Here is a 17,384-nt window from a genome sequence, read left to right as displayed (position 1 = left end):
GGTCACTGGGCGGAGAGAGCGGAGCGGATGTCGGTCTTGAGGATCTTCCCGACGGTGGAGCGGGGCAGGTCGGGCCAGACCTCGATCTGTTTGGGCGCCTTGACCGATCCGATGCGCGTCTTGACGAACGCGGTCAGTTCCTCGGCCGTGGGAGCGGCGCCGTCGTGGAGCAGGACGACCGCGGTGACCCGTTCGCCCCACTTGTCGTCGGGCAGTCCGACGACGGCGCAGTCACGGACGGCGTCGTGCGCCATGAGCGCCTGCTCGACCTCCGCGGAATACACGTTGAAACCGCCGGTGATGATCATGTCCTTGGCGCGGTCGACGATGTGGAGCAGTCCGTCGTCGGCGAGGAACCCGATGTCGCCGGTGTGGTGCCACCCGTGGGTCGACGCGGCGGCGGTCGCCTCGGGGTTGCGGTAGTAGCCCGCCATCACGAGAGGCCCACGGACACACACCTCCCCGCGCTCGCCTGCGGGCACGGCGACGCCGTCCTCGTCGAGGATCGCCACGGTCACCAGCGGCGACGGGAAGCCGGCGGAGGCGAGCCGCTCGTGATGGATGCTCCCGTCGGGCCGACGATGCTCCGCCGGCGACAGGGTGGAGATCATCATCGGTGCCTCGGACTGCCCGAACAGCTGCGCCATCGGGCCGATCCGCCTCAGCGCCTCGGCGAGTCGACTGGTCGAGATCGGTGCCGCGCCGTACCAGAAGCATTGCAGGGACGACAGATCCGTCGCGTCGAGCGACTCGTGCGAGAGCACCATGTAGATCAGCGTCGGCGGCAGGAACGTGTGCGTGATCCCGTGCCGCGCGACGAGGTCGAGGAACTCCCCGACGTCCGGGTGGTCCATCACGACGATCTCGCCGCCGAGCGCCATGATCGGGAAGCACAGGACCCCGGCCGCATGCGTCAACGGCGCCAGCGCGAGGTACCGCGGCCGCCCCTCGAACGGGTAGCGCATCAGCACGACCGACGTCATCGTTTGCAGGTTGCGGTCGGTGAGCATCACCCCTTTCGGACGCCCCGTCGTCCCGCCCGTACCGACGAGTGCGACGACGTCGTCGACGGGGCCGTCGTCCACCGGGTCGTCGTCGGTGACCAGGTCGTCGTCGGGGGCCGCGGCGAGCCAGTCGTCGAGACCGATCGCGGTGCCGTCGGACTCGCCGAGCCGGACGAGGGTGACCAACGACGGGAGCTGCGGGGCGATCTCGGCGACGAGGTCGTCGAACGCGGGTTGGAAGAGCAGCGTCGTGCAGTCGATGAGATCGAGGAGTTCGGCGTTCTCACCGGCCGCGTTGCGCGGGTTGATGGGACACCACACCGCGCCGGTCCGCGCGATGCCGAAGACGCAGGCGAACGAGGTGGGGTGGTTGGCCGAGAGGATGCCCACCTTGTCCCCCGGCGCGACACCGGACCGACGCAGCGCTCGGGCCACCGCGTGTGACAGGCCAACCACCTCGCCGTAGCTCATCGACTCCCCGCACAGGGTGAGACACGGTGCGTCCGGGCCGAGCGATGCGCCCTTGTCGAGGTAGAAGGCCAGCGTCACAGCAGATCCCGGAGGTCGTCGACCGAGGTCGGGGACCTCACATCCCCATCCCGCCGTCGACCGGCAGCCCGGCCCCGGTGATGAACTTCGCGGCGTCCGACGACAGGAACACGACCGCATCGGCCATGTCGTCGACCTGCCCGAGACGCCCGAGCGGGGTGAGTTCGGCGACGGCGCCCGCCGCGGCCTCCGGCGACTCGAAGAGTCCGAGGCCGGCGGTCTCGACGGCGAGCTTGTTGCCCATGGCCGTCGGGGTGAGGCCGGGGTAGATGCAGTTGATCCGCACCCCGTACCCGAGCTTGCCGGACTCGGCGGCCGCGACGCGGGTGAGGCGGTCGATGGCCGACTTCGACGCGGAATACAGGGCGATGCCGGGAAATGCGATGGTCGCGGCGACGGACGCGATGTTGACCACCGCGCCGCCGTCACCCGCCGCCCCGCCGGGACGCATCGTCCGGAAGGCGTGCTTGATACCGAGCGCGGTCCCGAGGACGTTGACCGACAGAAGGGTCGACGCGGCATCGGCATCGAAGTCGATCAGCAGGTCGGTGACCTCCACGCCGGCGTTGTTGACGACGATGTCGAGACCGCCGAGTGCGGCGACCGCCGTCGCCATGGCCGACTCCCACTCCGCGTCGTGGCGGACGTCGAGGTGCACGAACTCCGCTTTCGCCCCGGCGGCACGCAGGCTGTCGACCGTTTCGTGGCCGAGGTCGTCGTCGATGTCGGCGACGGCGACAGCCGCCCCGGCTTGCGCCAGCGCCGACGCCATACCGGCGCCGAGTCCCTGTGCAGCCCCGGTGACCAGCGCTTTCCGGCCGGTGAGGTCGTAACTCGTCATGCGTGTGCCCTTTCCTGGACGGACTCGACCCGGTCGGGAGACGTAGGCCACAGCCGTGGATGAATGCGGTGGCCATCACACTAAGAACGTCCTTTGACAGCTGTCAAGGATTTCTTGGGCAGTTGTCAAGAACCACGTGCTCTCGCACGGCGCGGCGCCGGTGAAGTGGGCTTTCGCTGCACGTTCCGGCCCGATCGCGCCGTACACTCGGTCGATGACCACCGCCACGCACCCCGACGCGCGGTCGGGGCAGCGAGGCCCGGACAAGTTCTCCGCACGGCGCAGGGAGCTCGCGACCGCGACGCTCAAGACACTCGCCGAGCTGGGCTATGCGCGCACCAGCCTGCGGGAGATCGCGCAGAACTCGGCGTTCTCGCACGGGGTCCTGCACTACTACTTCCGTGACAAGCTCGACCTCATCGCCGAGGCGGTCCGGATCTACGAGGACCTGTGCGTGACCCGGTACGACGAGGCGGTCGCGTCTGCGACGACGGCCGACGAGTTGCGGCGGGACTTCTCCTCGATGTTCGTGGCGACCCTGCGGGCCGACTCGTCACTGCACCGACTCTGGTACGACCTCCGCAACCAGACCCGCTACGAGGAGTCGCTGCGCGACGAGGTCCGCGAGATCGAACTCCGCCGTACCGAGATGATCTGGAATGTGGTGCACCGCTTCTGCGAGCTGCGGGGGGCGCCGGCGCGCATGACCCGACAGCTCGTCTACGTCGCCTTCGACGGAATCTTCCAGCAGGGCCTCGACGACCTCCTCAACGGCGCCGACCCCGAGATGACCGGTGCGCGAGACCTTCTCGACGAGGTGTTCGCAGCCCTCTGACGTCAGGTCGAGGAGACGGTGCGGAACCCGATGTTGCCCGCCGACGACGCGGGGGTGGTGTGCGAGCGCGCCGCGACACGGTAGCGCCGGCAGTACGAGTCGTCGCACAGGTACGACCCCCCGCGCAGAACGCGGGTCGCTCCGCGGTCCGGGCCGGACGGGTCGGCGGTCGGACTGCGTCGATACCACCGCGGGTCGAAGCGGTCGGAGCACCACTCCCACACGTTGCCCGACATCTGGCGCAGCCCGAAGCCGTTGGGCGGCAGAGCATCGCCGGGCAGTGTCGGGGCGACGGCGATCCGCGACCCCGGGTGCGCCGGGAACGCCGATCCCCACCTCGCGGGGTCGTAGATGTGACACAACTCGGCGCCCGACGGTGTCGTGCGGTCGTCACCCCAGGCGAAGCGGGTCCCCTCGAGTCCGCCGCGCGCCGCGTACTCCCACTGCGCCTCGGTGGGCAGGGCACGCGACGCCCAACGGCAATAGGCGAGCGCATCGTCGTGCGAGACGTGCACCACCGGGTGGTCGGCGAGGTCGGTGCGCAGGTCGGGGCCTGGTCCGAACGGGTGTCGCCAGTCCGCGCCCCGCACCTCCCACCACCACGGCGCGGCGGGCGCGGCCCCGAGGACGTCGACCGACGCGGGATCGACCAGCGCGTGGAACACCGCCGACGATCCCGCCCTCTCGGCGGTCGTACGGTATCCGGTGTCGTCGACGAACGCCGCGAAATCGCTGGTGCGGACCGTGGTCTCGTCCATCGCGAACGCGGCGACGGTGACGGCGTGGCACGGCGTCTCGCCGTCGGTGGCAACACCCTCGGAGTGGGCGTCGCCCATCTCGAAGCGGCCCCCGGCCAGCGGCCGCTGGGCCACCCGGTGGGCGCCCGTCGTCGTGACGGGCAGCGCGTCCGGGATCGCCCTCGCGGTGTCGGCGGCCGGCGAACAGCAGGGTGCCGCCTGCGCCCGGTCCGCGAACCCCGTCATGGCCTACACCCTAGGGAGCCGTCGCCACGGACGGCGTGCGCGTCCACCGTGAACGGGGCGCGACGGCGCCACTAGGCTGATCGCGGAGAGGGTCACGAGCCCGCGCGACGCCAGAACCGAGAGGTCCACCATGACGAGCGACACCACCGAACACGATCACGACATCACCGGTACCCACGCCTGGCAGGAACTGTCGGCCCACCAGCCGCACGTCTACGCCATGCACCTGCGCGAGGTCTTCGCCGTCGACCCCAAGCGGGGCCGCGAACTCGTCATCGACGTCGGCGACCTGCACATCGACTACTCGAAGCACCGCGTGCTGCGCGAGACGCTCGATCTGCTGGTGTCGCTGGCGCGCGAGGTCGATCTCGAGGGCAAGCGCGACGCCATGTTCTGGGGCGAACACATCAACACCTCCGAGGACCGCGCGGTGCTGCACACGGCGCTGCGTCTGCCGCAGGGCGCGACGCTGAAGGTGGACGGTCAGGACGTCGTCGCCGACGTGCACGAGGTGCTCGAGGCGATGGGCACTTTCACCGACGCACTGCGCAGTGGCGAGTGGACCGGTCACACCGGTAAGCGCATCGAGACCGTGGTGAACATCGGCATCGGCGGGTCCGATCTCGGCCCGGCGATGGTCTATCAGGCCCTGCGGCACTACGTCGACGCCGGCATCAGCTGTCGATTCGTGTCGAACGTCGACCCTGCCGACCTCGTCGGCACCCTGGCCGACCTCGATGCCGAGACCACCCTCTTCGTCATCGCGTCGAAGACCTTCTCGACGCTGGAGACCCTCACCAACGCGACCGCGGCCCGCACCTGGCTGCTCGAGAAGCTCGGGGTGGGACCCGACGACGGCGCCGTCGCCAAGCACTTCGTCGCCGTGAGCACCAACGCCGAGAAGGTCGCCGACTTCGGCATCGACACCGACAACATGTTCGGGTTCTGGGACTGGGTCGGCGGCCGCTATTCGGTCGACTCCGCGATCGGGCTGTCGGTGATGGCGGCGGTGGGCAAGGAGGCGTTCGCCGACTTCCTGCACGGCTTCAACGTCGTCGACAAGCACTTCCGCTCGGCGCCGCTGCACCAGAACGCGCCGGTCATCCTCGGCCTGATCGGCCTCTGGTACAACAACTTCTGGGACGCGCAGTCGCGTGTGGTGCTCCCCTACTCCAACGACATGGCCCGTTTCGCGGCGTACCTGCAGCAGCTCACGATGGAGTCCAACGGCAAGTCCGTCGACGCCCACGGCCATCACGTCACCGTCGACACCGGCGAGATCTTCTGGGGTGAGCCCGGCACCAACGGCCAGCACGCCTTCTACCAGCTGCTGCACCAGGGCACCCGGATGGTCCCCGCCGATTTCATCGGGTTCGCGTCGCCGACAGATGATCTCCCCGTCGACGCCGACGGTTCGGGGTCGATGCACGACCTGTTGATGAGCAACTTCTTCGCCCAGACCAAGGTGCTCGCGTTCGGCAAGACCGCTGACGAGATCGCCGCCGAGGGTGTCGACTCGCACGTGGTGGCCCACAAGGTGATGCCGGGCAACCGTCCGTCGACGTCGATCCTGGCGCCGAAGCTCACGCCGTCGGTGATCGGGCAGCTCATCGCGCTCTACGAGCACCAGGTGTTCGTCGAGGGCGCGATCTGGGGCATCAACTCCTTCGACCAGTGGGGTGTCGAGTTGGGCAAGACCCAGGCCAAGGAGCTCCTCGAGGTCCTCATCGACCCGGCGGCCCCGGCCGCGCAGGACGATTCGTCCACCGATGCCCTCATCCGGTGGTATCGAGGAGAGCGTGGACGCGACATCTGAGCGCACCGCCGACACCCGTCGGCCGCGCTTGGTCGATCGCGCGGCGGCGGCACGGTTGTCGGTTCTCGACGACATCTTCTACCGCGGCAACCACGGCCGCGGCGCGGAGGTCGTCATGCAGGGTGTGTGGCGTTTCGCCGAACCCATCGCGCCCGACGATCTCGCCGACCTGCACCGACTGCTCGCGGCCAGTGACCTGACGCGGCGGGTGGCGACGTCGCCGGTCCCGTTCGCGCGTCGCAGTTTCGTCGCCGACGCGATCGTCGCACCGCTGCGGGTCGATCCCGAACCGGTTGCGCCGCACGACGTGGTGGCGTGGGCCGACGACCGCGCCGCCGCGGGGTTCGACGTCGACCGCGGACCGGTGTGGGAGATCGCGGTGCGCCCGGTCACCGACGGCGGGTCGGCGGTGACGGTCAGCTGTTCGCACGTGGTGACCGAGGGGCTCGGCCTGATCGGTGTCGCCCGGGCGGCACTCGCCGGATCCGATCCGAGCGCGGTGCGCACCCCGACCACACCGCCGCGGCTGCGCGACGACGTGATCGACGCGCTGCTGTTGTGGGTACACGTCGTCGTCGGCGTGGTGCGCAGCCTCGCGCGAACCGTGACCGATCCGCAGGTCCGGACAGAACTGTTGGCCGCGGCCCGACCGCCGTCGCGACCCGCCGCAGCCCCGTCCGGACCGCCCGTGCGTGAGGTCCACGCCGTGCTCGATGTCGATGCGGCGCACTGGGATCAATTCGTCGCCGACAGTGGCGCCACCTCCACCGCGGTCGCGACCGCGCTCGCCGCCGACCTCGTGCGCGAGGTCCGCGGACCCGGACCGGTCGAGGTCGCGATCCCCATGTCGGGCGGTGACGAGACCGGCGAGCTGATGATGGCGGAGACGGTGATCGACGACGCCGACGACGCGGCCGTATGCGCCGGCAAGCTGCGCGCCGCCTACGCCGCGGCGGGCGGCGGTGCGTCCGGTTCCGGCCTGGGTCCACCGGGTGGGATGCCCGCCGAACTGCTGCAGCTCCTCGGCGACCGCATCGCGCATGCGATGGTCCCCGACCCCGGCGGACGCGAGGCGCTGGTGTCCCCCTTGGGCGATCTGGGCGGGGTGTTCGACGAGCTCGGTGGGCACCGCGCGACCGGCATGGCGGTGCGGTCGGTGGAACCCCGACCCACCGACACGCCGTCGCGGACCATCGTGCGTCTGTGGTCGGGCCGCTCGGCGGGACGCATCACCCTCACCCTCGTGACACCCGCTCGCCCCGGGCGCGGCGCCGCGATGGATCGCCACCGGCTCGGTGAACTCGGCGCCGCGGTCGCGGCGCGGCGGGGACTTGTCGCCATTCCATGGTGATCGCTGCATACGATCACTGACATGGTCACGTTGAGAACCGCTGTCACCTCCGCGCTCGCGATCGTCGGCACGGCCGCGACCCTCGCCGCCTGCACGTCCGGGTCGGAGTCGGCGGGCACCGACGCCCCGGCCCGGCCCAGCACGTCGGTGCCGGTGTCGGCGAACGTCGTGGCGCCCGCGGGCCTGGTCGACCGCACCCCCACCGGCACGACCCTGGCCTTCGGCGCGAGTGCCTACCTCCCCGCAGACGCGTTCCGGCCCGCCGGTCAGCTCGCCATGTTCACCGTAACCGGCATCGAGCCCGGCTCGGCATCGGAACTGCCGGAGTCGGTGACCCATGGCGGCACCCCGTTCTACGTCCATGTCACCGTCACCCAGCTGGCGAACCGCCAGCTCGACGTGCCGTCGGTGGTGGGCCTCGCCGGCAGCAGCGACGGGCGCACCGCGACCCTGACCGAGACCCCGCCCGACGGATTCGACAAGTGCCGGGCGACGGAAGCCCCACGCACCCTGGGCCGTGGCAACTCCTACGCGACGTGTTTCGTCGCGGTGGCCGACAAGGGCGTCGATCTGACCCGGGTCATCTACTGGGCGCAGACCTCGACCGATCCCTCGGCCGACTACAAGGCCGCGCCCGTGGTGTGGTCCGACGGATCGCCGGCCGCACCGGCGTCGTCGCCGGCCACGACGGGCTGACCGCGCGTCCCCCCGCGGATCAGTGCGGCCACTGCGTCGGGCGCGGCGACGGGGACGGGTCGCCGGTGACGGCGGCGCCGTAGTCGTGTGAGCGGGTACGGACGGTGTCGCCGCCCGCGCGTTTGGCCTCGTACATCGCGGCGTCGGCGAGATCGGTGAACAGGACCGTGGTCATCAACGACCGATGACCCGGTAGGCGCCCGGTGAGGTGCACGACCCCGACACTGGCGGTCACCGGCGGATCGCTCGTGGTCGAGATGGTGTGCAGCACCTGGTTGGCCAGACGCATCGGCTCGGTCCAGCGCAGGCTGTCGGCGACGACGAACTCGTCGCCACCGATCCGCGACACCACGCCGCTCACACCGAGCGTGGCGCGCAACCGTGTGGCGATCTCGGCGAGCACACGGTCGCCGTAGCGGTGGCCGAACCGGTCGTTGATCTCCTTGAAGTTGTCGAGATCGGCGACGATCATCGCGAGACCGTGCACGTTGTCGGGATCCATGCTGTTGAGCCGGTCGAGGGCACGTTCGAGCCCACGACGGTTCAACACGCCGGTGAGGGTGTCGAGTTCGGCCGCCGCGGCGTCCGATGCCAGCGCCTCCATGAGGAACTGTGTGGCCACGGGGATCGAGATCCCGATCAGCACCGCCTGGATGATGCCGACCGCGACACTCGAGGTCGCCGCGCCGTCGTCGGCGAGGATGAAGCCGGCGATCGCACTCGCCGACGCCAGCGAGAACACGAGGTGGGCGGCGAGCAGACGTGCGCCGTGGAAGAAGGCGATGTAGCCGCCGACGAGACCGAAGGCCGCACATCCGTAGAGGCCGCCCAGTGTCTTGTACTGCGCGAGCGAGCCCACCAGGATCGTGACGTCGCAGACGCACACCCACGCACGCGATCGTGCCGGCGACGGCCACGGGAACAGCACCCACATCAACGACAGCCCCGACCCGACCACGATCGACGCGATGAGCATGGCCAGCAACGACGTCGTGAGGTCGGCGTCGATGAGGACGACAACGGGCACCAGGGTCACCATCGCGGCCGACAGGGCCAGGATGATGCGACTGGGTTCGATGAGCTGACGGTCGGCGAGGTAGCTGGTGAACCAGGCGAACTGGTCCTGTCGTTTCCACCAGTGCGACAGGGCCCACCCGAGTTGACCCAACGCGACGGCGATGCGGATCACCTCGGATCCCCCACCATCGTCAGCCCCCCGTGATGCCTCCGGTCAGCGGCGCGTCCGGCGACGACGCGTCACGGCCGGTGAACGACCGCAAATGTGTGCGGTACCTGTCGAGAATGCTAACGCACGGGGATGTCACCGCCGTGAGCTACTTGAGCAGGCGGGACATCCGCCGGTCGGCGAGAATCTTGCCGCCGGTCTGGCACGTCGGGCAGTACTGGAACGCCCGGTCGGTGAACGACACCTCGCGCACGGTGTCACCGCACACCGGGCACGGCATGCCGGTGCGCGCGTGCACCCGCAATCCGGACCGTTTCTCGCCCTTCATGGTCGCGACCTCCGCGCCCTCGAGTCGCACGATCGCGTCGGACAGGACGGCGTTCACCGCGACGAACAGCCGGTCGAGCTGATCGTCGGAGAGCGATTTCGCCGTCGCGAACGGGGAGATCTGCGCGGTGTGCAGGATCTCGTCGCTGTAGGCGTTGCCGACGCCGCTGATGACCCGCTGGTCGGTGAGGACGGTCTTGATACGCGCCCCGGTGCCGCCGAGGATCGCGGCGAGCTCGTCCCGCGTCAGCGACAGGACGTCGGGGCCCAGCGTCGCGATCCGTTCGACCTCGGCGGTGTCGCGCACGATCCACACGGCCAGGCGTTTCTGGGTGCCCGCCTCGGTCACGTCGAATCCCTCACCCGGCAGCCCGCAGTGGACGCGGAGCGCGATGGGCCCCTTGCCGCCGGGGCGGGGCGGTGTCTGCGACAGGTTCGACGACCACCGCAGCCACCCGGCGCGGGACAGGTGGATCACCAGGTGGATGACGTCGCGCTCGGCATCGGGGCCGGTGGGTGCCGCCTCGGCCGGATCGGTGCTGATCACGAGGTATTTGCCGATGCGGTGGACACCGGCGACGATCCGGCCGGCCATCGCCGAGTACGGCGGGTCGGCGGTCTTCAGCACGGCGAGCGACGCGACGTCGACGCGACGTATCGGTAGTCCGGCCGCACGTCCGTCGACGTAGTCGGCGATGGCCTGTACCTCGGGCAACTCCGGCATGAGGTCCAGTTTCCCTCACCCGTCAACCGTTCGGCCCGATTCGACCGGCCGCGCACGACGACGGTCAGTAGACGACGTTGCGATAGGGCATGAGCATGATGTCGTCGAGGGTCGGCCAGAGGTCGACGATATCGAAATCGTCGTAGTGGATGAACACGATCTCACCGACACGGAACAGCGGTGACACACAATAAAAGGCCTGCGCCTCATCGAACGACAGCAGATAGACCTCGTCCTCGCGGACGGGTTCGCCGTCGTACTCGCCGATGACGGCCTCCTCGGGCGCCACCCCGAGGTCTGCGAGTTCGAGTCGTTCGTACCGGGAGATCTGGTCGGCGGGTGTGCGGATCCCGTAGACGCCGGGCCACGTCAGTCCAAAGCCCGGATGGGTGTTCCGTTGGAACGCCCGCAACGGCTCGGGCAGTACGTCCCAGATCGGCGAGACCTCGCCGAAGTCGCGCGGGTCGGTACCCACCCAGGGGGCGTAGGCGTCACCGTCGGTCGTGACGTAGACCAGCGCTGGATCCCCCGCGATCATCGCGGGCACGACATCGATGAGCTGTTCGCGCATCAGGGCCGCAAAACGTGGCAGCAGATCGACGAACTCGTGATCCCATCGACCCATGGCCGCGCGCACACGCTCGGGCGCCGACCTCGCTGCAACGATCGCCTGCCAGACCTCGGGGAGAGCCCGAGCCGCCTCCGAATCGGCATCGATCCATTCGACGTCGCCACCGACGATCAACGCGGCGACAGCGTTCCGATCGACACCCGGCTCGGTCACCGCGCCCCGATCGACGTGGCCACGGCACCGACCATCCGCGCAGCGTTCGTCCCGTGCGCCCGGCGTGACATCGACACCTCCCGGAGGCGACCAACGAGACACGACAACGTGCCCTGCGAGAATGGATTTGGACGCCGGTACATTAACAGTTCATCTCGGTCGGACACCCGGTCCCGGTCTCGAGGTCTCGGCGGAAAGGTTCGGCCATGGCTCCTCCGCCGCAGGGTGCCTCGTCCACCGCACTGTCCGACGTCGAACTGGCCGCTCGCCTCGCCCGCGGCGCCGGCGAGGTGCTGGTCGCGGCTCGACACCGCTCGCTGCTCACCGGCCGCATGCTCGGCGATGTCGGCGACGCCGTCGCCCAGGCGTGGATCGCGGCGGTGTTGACCACCCACCGGCCACACGACGCGATCCTGTCGGAGGAGGCCCGCGACTCGGGTGCGCGGCTGCGCAGCGAACGGGTGTGGATCATCGATCCCCTCGACGGCACGCGGGAGTACGCATCCGGGCGCGACGACTGGGCGGTCCACATCGCGCTCACCGTCGACGGCGCACCCACCGACTGCGCGGTCTCGCTACCCGCCACGGGCGAGCTGTTCCGCACCGACGAGGTGTCGCAGGCCGATGAACCGTCGGGCCGGCTCGTCGTCTCCCGGTACGGCCTGAACTACGACACGGCGTGGGTGGCCGATCGGCTGTCGCTGCGGCCCTACTCGGTCGGCTCGGCGGGCGCGAAGGCGATGGCGGTGGTCCGCGGCGACGCCGACGCGTACGTGCACGGGACCGGACAGTACGAATGGGACAATTGCGCGCCCATCGGTGTCGCGCTCGCCGCCGGTCTGCACTGCAGCCGCTTCGACGGTTCGCCGGTCGTCTACAACCGGTCGCGGCCCTACGTCCGGGACTTCGTGATCTGCCGCTCCGACATCGCCGAGGAGATGCTGTCGGCGCTCGGCGACCTCTTCTGATCCCTCAGCTACGCGCGGTCAGGGTTTGCGGAGCAGATAGATGTCCATGATCCAGCCGTGTTCGGCGCGGGCTTGCGCGCGTTCCTCGGCGATGCGGTCACCGACGTCGCCGACGGTGCCGCTGATCAGGATCTCGTGCGGTGTACCGAGGTAGGCGCCCCACCAGATGTGGTCGTCGTGGGCGGCGGTGTGTCGGAAGGTGCAGTCGGCGTCGAGCATCACGATCTGATTGGTGTCGATGCCCGGCGGCGTGTCGGCGAGCCGTCGACCGGTCGTGACGAGAATGGGTTCGCCGATGCGGTTGGCCAGGATCCGGTGTGCCGCAGTCAGTGCCGACGCACTGGTGACGCCGGCGACCACCTCGATCTGCAGGGGCACGCGGCCGCGTTCGACGATCGCGTCGGCGATGCGCAGGGTGCTGTCGTAGAGACCGGGATCGCCCCACACCAGGATCGCCCCGACACCGTCGTCGGCGAGCTCGGCGCGCAGCGCGTCCTCGATGCGGGTGGCGCGTTCGTCGTGCCAGCGTCGGACCTCGGCGTCGTAGTCGTCGGGATCGGACCGCCGCGGCGGGTCGACGACCTCGACGAAACGGTAGTTCCCGGCACCCAGGTGGCGGTCACAGATCTGTTCGCGCACGCCGATCAAGGTGTCGGTGGTCGAACCCTTTCCACGGGAGGACTTCTCGAGGACGAAGAACGCGTCGACACCGGTCATCGCGTCGACGGCCTCGATGGTGATCTGGCGCGGGTCGCCGGGACCGATGCCGATCACACGGAGCGTGCGGACACCCGCGGGCGACGTCACGGACGGGCGCGCTTCAACCCGTGGAACCGGGCCATCACGTCGAGCATCGACTGCGACGGCAGGATCCGCTTGAGCGCGAACACGATCGGCGCCTTGTTGCCCCTGGCGTACAGCGTCTTCGGGTTGTCGGCCAGTGCCGCCGTCACCACGAGGTCGGCGAGGGGTCCCACCGCCATCCCGTTCGCCTCGTTGCGGCGGGTCGCCGCGGCCACGGTGTCGTAATCGGCGGCGTACGCGGAGTTCTCGGCGACGGTGTAGACGCGGCGGTCGGCGATACCGGTGGCGATCGTCCCCGGCTCGACGGTGGTGATCGCGATGCCGAACGGCGCCAACTCGCGGCGGGTCGCGTCGGAGAAGGCGTGCATCGCGCTCTTGGTGGCCCCGTAAACCGATCGGAACGGCAGCGGGAAACTCCCGAGCATCGACCCGACCATCACGATGCGACCGAAGCGGCGCTCGCGCATCCCGGGCAGCAGCGCCTTCGTGAGTGCGATCGGGCCGAAGAGGTTCGTCGTGAACACCTCCTGGATCGTCGACATCGGGGTGTCCTCGAGCGGGCCCATGTGGCTCACGCCGGCGTTGTTGATCAGGATGTCGACGGCACCGGCCTCGCGGGCGCACCGTTCGATGCTGTCGGCATCGGTCTGATCCAGTGCGATGTAGCGGACACCGGGCACGCGGTCGGCCTCGGCGATGCCGTCGGGGTGGCGACTCGTGCCGATCACCGTGTGGCCGGCCTCGACGAGCAGTCGGGCCGCGGCCTGGCCGATCCCACTGGACACACCCGTCACGAGAACGGTCCGGGGAGCGGTGGTGGCGGAGTGCGATGAGGTCACGCAGATCACTCTAGGGCGTCAACGACGGCACCTCCATGACGCCATCCGCCCGCGGATGCGCTACGAATATGAGTCATGACCACCGCGTATGACTTCACCGCCACCACCATCGACGGTGAGGAGGTCAGCCTCGAGCAGTACCGGGGCCGGCCCCTGCTCATCGTCAACACCGCGTCGCAGTGCGGTTTCACCCCGCAGTACACCGGTCTCGAGGAGCTGAACAAGACCTACGCCGACAAGGGCCTCGTGGTGCTCGGCTTCCCGTGCAACCAGTTCGGTCACCAGGAGCCCGGCGACGCCGAGGAGATCAAGAACTTCTGCAGCCTCACCTACGACGTGAGCTTCCCGATGTTCGAGAAGGTCGACGTCAACGGCAGCGACGCCCACCCGCTGTTCGCGTGGCTGCGGTCGGAGAAGTCGACCATCCTCGGTAACCGGATCAAGTGGAACTTCACCAAGTTCCTGGTCAACAAGGAGGGACAGGTCGTCGACCGATTCCCGCCGACCACCAAGCCGCAGGCGCTGACCGGCAAGATCGAGAAGGTCCTCTGACCCTCGCGTCGACATCTCATCGCCGCCTCAGCCGGCACTTGTAGCCTGGTCTCGCCCAGCGCCGCGCAGCGGCCCGAACCGAGGAGGCCGGAGTGAGCGAGTCGATCACCGCGTCCGATCAGACGCCGACCGATCTCGATGACCACTCGCCGGATCCCATCTGGGCGCCACGGCGTGCCACCGCGATCGTCCTGCTCATCTGCGGCGCCATCGGGTTGCTGGCCGCGGTCACCCTCACGATCGAACGCTTCAAGCTGCTCGAGGACCCGTCGTACCGTCCGAGCTGCAGCCTGAACCCGGTCCTCTCGTGCGGATCGGTGATGGTGACGAGGCAGGCCCAGTTCTTCGGGTTCCCCAACCCGCTCATCGGCATCGGCGCGTTCAGCGTCGTCCTGGTGATCGGTGTCCTGGTGCTGGCGCGCGTCGATCTGCCGGTCTGGTTCTGGGGTGGCCTCACCGCAGGCCTGGCCGCGGGGATGGTGTTCGTCGTCTACCTGATCGTCGAGAGCCTCTATCGGATCAACGCGCTGTGCCCGTACTGCATGGCGGTGTGGACGGTGACGCCGATCCTGCTCGTGATCGCCGCACAGACCACCGCCCGGCTCGGGTCGATCCCCACCCTCTGGCGTGTCGTCGACAAGGCGTGGTTCGCCCTGATCGCCTACTACATCATCGTCGTCGCGCTCATCGGCGAACGTTTTTGGTACTACTGGTCGACGCTCCTGTGAACCCGGCACTCCTGTGAACAACGCCGTCGCCACGGCTGTCAGCGCACGTATCGTGTCGGCCGCGGCGGTTACCGTTCGCCCATGAGCGAGCGCTTCCCCGACGACTGCCCCACCCTCACCCGCGACGGGACCACCGTCGGTTTCTCCCCCTCCCCCGACGGCATGAGCCTGTGGGTGTGGTGGCGCGACACCGACGACCGACACACCGACAGCGAGGTGATCGGCGCGTTCCCCACCTATGAGGCCGGTGTCACCGGCGCGCTCAAGGCCATCGCCGATCGCGACATCGCCACGGCCGGAAGCGAACCCGATCCCGATGTGGTGAAGGTGGAGGCGCAGTTCCTGGAGAAGACGTTCACCGAGACCGACTGGATGGGCCTCGGCTTCTAGGACCCCGGCACGCGAACGGGCGGCCACCGAGCCGTGAGGCTGCGGTGACCGCCCGAGGCGTCAGGTCCGGGTCGAGATCAGCCGGCGGCACCGACCGTCTCGACGGACTTGGTGTCCGATCCTGTCGGTCCTGCCGTGATCGACGGCCCGGCGGACGTCGACGGGGTGCTCGAGGTCGACGGGATCGTCGCACTCGGCGAGCTCTCACCGGTCGACGGGGTGACCGGCGCACTCGTGCCGGTCGACTTGATGACGGTCGGTACGACCGGTGCGCTCGACTCCGAGGTCGACGGGCTCGTCGACTGCGGGGCCGGGACAACCGTGCTGGTCTCGTCCTGCGGCGCGATCAGTGCCTGCGGCGCGGGCGCGTCGGACGCCGGGGCGTCATCCTGCGCGGGGGTGGTCGGGGCGACGGCCGCGACACGCAGCAGCGTGTTCGGGTTGGGGCCCCCCGATCCCGGTGCCGTCCCGCCGGTGTTCGCGGGCGGGCCCGCGACCTGAGGAGCGAAGATCCGCTGGATCGCCTGGAAGAACGAGTTGATCGCATTGGTGAAGAGCGACGTGTAGTTCGTGAACGCCTGCGTGATCGCGGCGACGAAGTTCTGGAAGAACACCGCCAGCACGTTCGGCGGTGCCGCCACGGGGACCTGCGAGGCGAGGAAATCCTTGATCACCTGGACCGACGGCTTCTCATTGAAGTTGTAGTCGTAGATGCCGAAGTACTTCTCGTTGTACACGTTCTGCGCCTGGCGATACGCCGCGAAGGCGAGTGCGTACGCGGTCTTCTGCTCTTCCGTGGGGTTTGCGCCCAGCGGCGTCGGCGCGACGGGCGCCTCGCTCGGCACGGCCAGGGCCTGATCTCGAGTGGTGTAGATGAACATCGGGCCGGCGAACGCCTGCTTGCTCCAGGTCGCGATGAAGTCCTTGATGTACGCCGCCTGCTGGGTGGTGCCTCCGTTCTCCGAGGTCGGGAATCCGTACTCCGAGGCCCAGATCAACTTCGTGCCGTCGCCCTTGGTCACCATCAACGCGTGCATCCGGTTGACCTCGCCGAGCGGGTATTCGGGGTCTGCGTTACCCGAGTACGGAGTCGTGTACTGGTACGGGTGGTACGAGATGGCATCGAAGTAGCCCCTCGCGCCGGCGTTGTACATTTGCGTGAGGAAGGTCGGAGCGTCCAGATCACCAGCGGCCTCGTTCGTGGGGATGGCCCCGAACACGCCCGCGATGACCGTGACGGTCGGATCCACCGCCTTGATCTTCTCGTACGCGTTCTGCAGCAGTGCGGTGTAGTTCGCCGGATCTGCCTTTCCGCCGTATACGGCGCCACCGTTGGTGTCGTTCCAGATCTCGTAGCCTGAGACGGTGCCCTTGTACCTCGCGGTCACCTCGGCAGCGAAGTCGCCGAAGACCGCGGGGTTGTCGGGCGGACTGACGCGTGCCTGATCCTTCGTCGCGCCATCGACTGCCCACTGCGGCGAGTGGGTGATCGTGGCGATCACGCCCATGTCGCGCGCCTTCGCGGCATTCATGATCTTGTCGATCTTCGACCAGTCATAAACGTCGTCGCTCGTCTCGACGTCGGCCCACGGAATGAAGAGGCGAACGTCTTTGACGCCGATCGACTGCAGCTTGTCGAGCGTCTTGGCGACGTCGGCATCGCTCATGTTCGTGAGGTCGCTGTCGGCGACACCGAGGGTGGTCGGTTTCTCGATCACCTTGGCCACGTTGAGGATCGAGTACGCCGGCTCACCGTTGGGCAGCAATGCCTGCCCGCCGAATGCACCAAACATGGTGAGCGCAGATAAAGAGACAACGGTCTTGGCGAAGGGAAAAGGGCGGGGGCGGAGCATGGACACAGGAATACCGCTTTCGATGTACTGCGGATCGGTAATCAATTCTTGTGCCGCAGATTAAGCATAGTTATAACAGGAGCAGCGGTACTTCTGTACAGCGAAACCGCAACCGTCTCGGATTCGTCTGAACGATGGACACCGCTCGCGATCA

At 68.7% G+C, this 17,384-nt stretch carries 17 protein-coding genes; 8 read left to right on the top strand and 9 right to left on the bottom strand.

Going from position 1 to position 17,384, the window contains the following annotated elements; translation table 11 throughout:
- Window positions 1–2: 2 nt before the first annotated feature.
- Together OG579_RS19530 and OG579_RS19525 are read right to left on the bottom strand one after the other, a co-directional pair.
- Window positions 3–1,553: an acyl-CoA synthetase gene (locus OG579_RS19530; RefSeq protein ID WP_328857298.1), complete on the bottom strand. Its 1,551-nt coding sequence runs from the start codon at window positions 1,551–1,553 to the stop codon at window positions 3–5.
- A 37-nt stretch (window positions 1,554–1,590) separates the two neighbouring features.
- On the bottom strand, window positions 1,591–2,394 hold the full coding sequence (locus tag OG579_RS19525) for an SDR family NAD(P)-dependent oxidoreductase (RefSeq protein WP_328857297.1): 804 nt from the start codon (window positions 2,392–2,394) through the stop codon (window positions 1,591–1,593).
- 214 nt (window positions 2,395–2,608) lie between these two features.
- Between OG579_RS19525 and OG579_RS19520 the strand changes: the two genes are divergently transcribed.
- Window positions 2,609–3,229 (top strand): TetR/AcrR family transcriptional regulator, encoded by a 621-nt coding sequence (locus OG579_RS19520; RefSeq protein ID WP_055792295.1) that lies wholly within the window; start codon window positions 2,609–2,611, stop codon window positions 3,227–3,229.
- A gap of 2 nt (window positions 3,230–3,231) precedes the next feature.
- Here OG579_RS19520 and OG579_RS19515 read toward each other — a convergent pair whose 3' ends face one another.
- A complete protein-coding gene (locus tag OG579_RS19515) occupies window positions 3,232–4,212 on the bottom strand; it encodes a formylglycine-generating enzyme family protein (RefSeq protein WP_328857296.1) in 981 nt (326 codons plus the stop codon).
- 130 nt (window positions 4,213–4,342) lie between these two features.
- On the opposite strand from OG579_RS19515, the gene pgi reads away from it, so the two are divergent.
- Genes pgi through OG579_RS19500 form a run of 3 tightly spaced genes read left to right on the top strand, consistent with a single transcriptional unit; the run spans window position 4,343 to window position 8,075 of the window.
- Window positions 4,343–6,028 carry a glucose-6-phosphate isomerase gene (gene pgi, locus OG579_RS19510; RefSeq protein WP_328857295.1) on the top strand — a complete coding sequence of 562 codons (1,686 nt, stop codon included), beginning with the start codon at window positions 4,343–4,345 and terminating at the stop codon, window positions 6,026–6,028.
- Window positions 6,012–7,379, top strand: coding sequence for a hypothetical protein (locus tag OG579_RS19505; RefSeq protein ID WP_328857294.1), 1,368 nt, complete (start codon window positions 6,012–6,014; stop codon window positions 7,377–7,379). The genes pgi and OG579_RS19505 overlap by 17 nt, the downstream gene beginning before the upstream one ends.
- Window positions 7,380–7,400: 21 nt before the next feature.
- Complete coding sequence (locus OG579_RS19500) at window positions 7,401–8,075, top strand: hypothetical protein (RefSeq protein WP_328857293.1); 675 nt, start codon at window positions 7,401–7,403, stop codon at window positions 8,073–8,075.
- Between the two features lie 19 nt (window positions 8,076–8,094).
- Here OG579_RS19500 and OG579_RS19495 read toward each other — a convergent pair whose 3' ends face one another.
- The 3 genes from OG579_RS19495 to OG579_RS19485 form a co-directional block, all read right to left on the bottom strand.
- Window positions 8,095–9,264, bottom strand: a complete 1,170-nt coding sequence (locus tag OG579_RS19495; RefSeq protein WP_328857292.1) for a GGDEF domain-containing protein — start codon at window positions 9,262–9,264, stop codon at window positions 8,095–8,097.
- Between the two features lie 145 nt (window positions 9,265–9,409).
- Window positions 9,410–10,312, bottom strand: coding sequence for a DNA-formamidopyrimidine glycosylase family protein (locus OG579_RS19490; protein WP_328857291.1), 903 nt, complete (start codon window positions 10,310–10,312; stop codon window positions 9,410–9,412).
- 64 nt (window positions 10,313–10,376) lie between these two features.
- Entirely contained in the window at window positions 10,377–11,096 is a 720-nt protein-coding gene (locus OG579_RS19485; protein ID WP_328857290.1) for a hypothetical protein, read from the bottom strand.
- A gap of 206 nt (window positions 11,097–11,302) precedes the next feature.
- Between OG579_RS19485 and OG579_RS19480 the strand changes: the two genes are divergently transcribed.
- Window positions 11,303–12,064, top strand: coding sequence for a 3'(2'),5'-bisphosphate nucleotidase CysQ (locus OG579_RS19480; protein ID WP_328857289.1), 762 nt, complete (start codon window positions 11,303–11,305; stop codon window positions 12,062–12,064).
- Between the two features lie 18 nt (window positions 12,065–12,082).
- Here OG579_RS19480 and cobF read toward each other — a convergent pair whose 3' ends face one another.
- Window positions 12,083–12,871, bottom strand: a complete 789-nt coding sequence (cobF, locus tag OG579_RS19475) for a precorrin-6A synthase (deacetylating) (RefSeq protein ID WP_328857288.1) — start codon at window positions 12,869–12,871, stop codon at window positions 12,083–12,085.
- Entirely contained in the window at window positions 12,868–13,707 is an 840-nt protein-coding gene (locus OG579_RS19470; protein ID WP_328857287.1) for an SDR family oxidoreductase, read from the bottom strand. Before OG579_RS19470 ends, cobF begins: the two co-directional genes overlap by 4 nt.
- A gap of 75 nt (window positions 13,708–13,782) precedes the next feature.
- Here OG579_RS19470 and OG579_RS19465 point away from each other — a divergent pair, with 75 nt between their 5' ends.
- The 3 genes from OG579_RS19465 to OG579_RS19455 all read left to right on the top strand — a co-directional run bounded on the left by OG579_RS19465 (window position 13,783) and on the right by OG579_RS19455 (window position 15,377).
- Entirely contained in the window at window positions 13,783–14,259 is a 477-nt protein-coding gene (locus OG579_RS19465) for a glutathione peroxidase (protein ID WP_328857286.1), read from the top strand.
- A gap of 158 nt (window positions 14,260–14,417) precedes the next feature.
- Window positions 14,418–14,987, top strand: coding sequence for a vitamin K epoxide reductase family protein (locus OG579_RS19460; protein ID WP_408068831.1), 570 nt, complete (start codon window positions 14,418–14,420; stop codon window positions 14,985–14,987).
- A gap of 81 nt (window positions 14,988–15,068) precedes the next feature.
- Window positions 15,069–15,377, top strand: a complete 309-nt coding sequence (locus tag OG579_RS19455; protein ID WP_328857284.1) for a hypothetical protein — start codon at window positions 15,069–15,071, stop codon at window positions 15,375–15,377.
- A 77-nt stretch (window positions 15,378–15,454) separates the two neighbouring features.
- Here OG579_RS19455 and OG579_RS19450 read toward each other — a convergent pair whose 3' ends face one another.
- Window positions 15,455–17,230, bottom strand: coding sequence for a cellulase family glycosylhydrolase (locus OG579_RS19450; RefSeq protein WP_328857283.1), 1,776 nt, complete (start codon window positions 17,228–17,230; stop codon window positions 15,455–15,457).
- Window positions 17,231–17,384 lie beyond the last annotated feature (154 nt).

It is taken from the genome of Williamsia herbipolensis (assembly GCF_036153515.1).
GTDB lineage: Bacteria > Actinomycetota > Actinomycetes > Mycobacteriales > Mycobacteriaceae > Williamsia_A > Williamsia_A herbipolensis.
This window is presented reverse-complemented; position numbering and strand designations above follow the sequence as displayed.

Bases quoted from the DNA above. Each gene is read 5' to 3' on its own strand.
- OG579_RS19525 (WP_328857297.1), bottom strand. From the start codon at position 2,394: ATGACGAGTTACGACCTCACCGGCCGGAAAGCGCTGGTCACCGGGGCT.
- OG579_RS19520 (WP_055792295.1), top strand. From the start codon at position 2,609: ATGACCACCGCCACGCACCCCGACGCGCGGTCGGGGCAGCGAGGCCCG.
- OG579_RS19515 (WP_328857296.1), bottom strand. From the start codon at position 4,212: ATGACGGGGTTCGCGGACCGGGCGCAGGCGGCACCCTGCTGTTCGCCG.
- pgi (WP_328857295.1), top strand. From the start codon at position 4,343: ATGACGAGCGACACCACCGAACACGATCACGACATCACCGGTACCCAC.
- OG579_RS19500 (WP_328857293.1), top strand. From the start codon at position 7,401: ATGGTCACGTTGAGAACCGCTGTCACCTCCGCGCTCGCGATCGTCGGC.
- OG579_RS19490 (WP_328857291.1), bottom strand. From the start codon at position 10,312: ATGCCGGAGTTGCCCGAGGTACAGGCCATCGCCGACTACGTCGACGGA.
- OG579_RS19480 (WP_328857289.1), top strand. From the start codon at position 11,303: ATGGCTCCTCCGCCGCAGGGTGCCTCGTCCACCGCACTGTCCGACGTC.
- OG579_RS19465 (WP_328857286.1), top strand. From the start codon at position 13,783: ATGACCACCGCGTATGACTTCACCGCCACCACCATCGACGGTGAGGAG.
- OG579_RS19455 (WP_328857284.1), top strand. From the start codon at position 15,069: ATGAGCGAGCGCTTCCCCGACGACTGCCCCACCCTCACCCGCGACGGG.
- OG579_RS19450 (WP_328857283.1), bottom strand. From the start codon at position 17,230: ATGCTCCGCCCCCGCCCTTTTCCCTTCGCCAAGACCGTTGTCTCTTTA.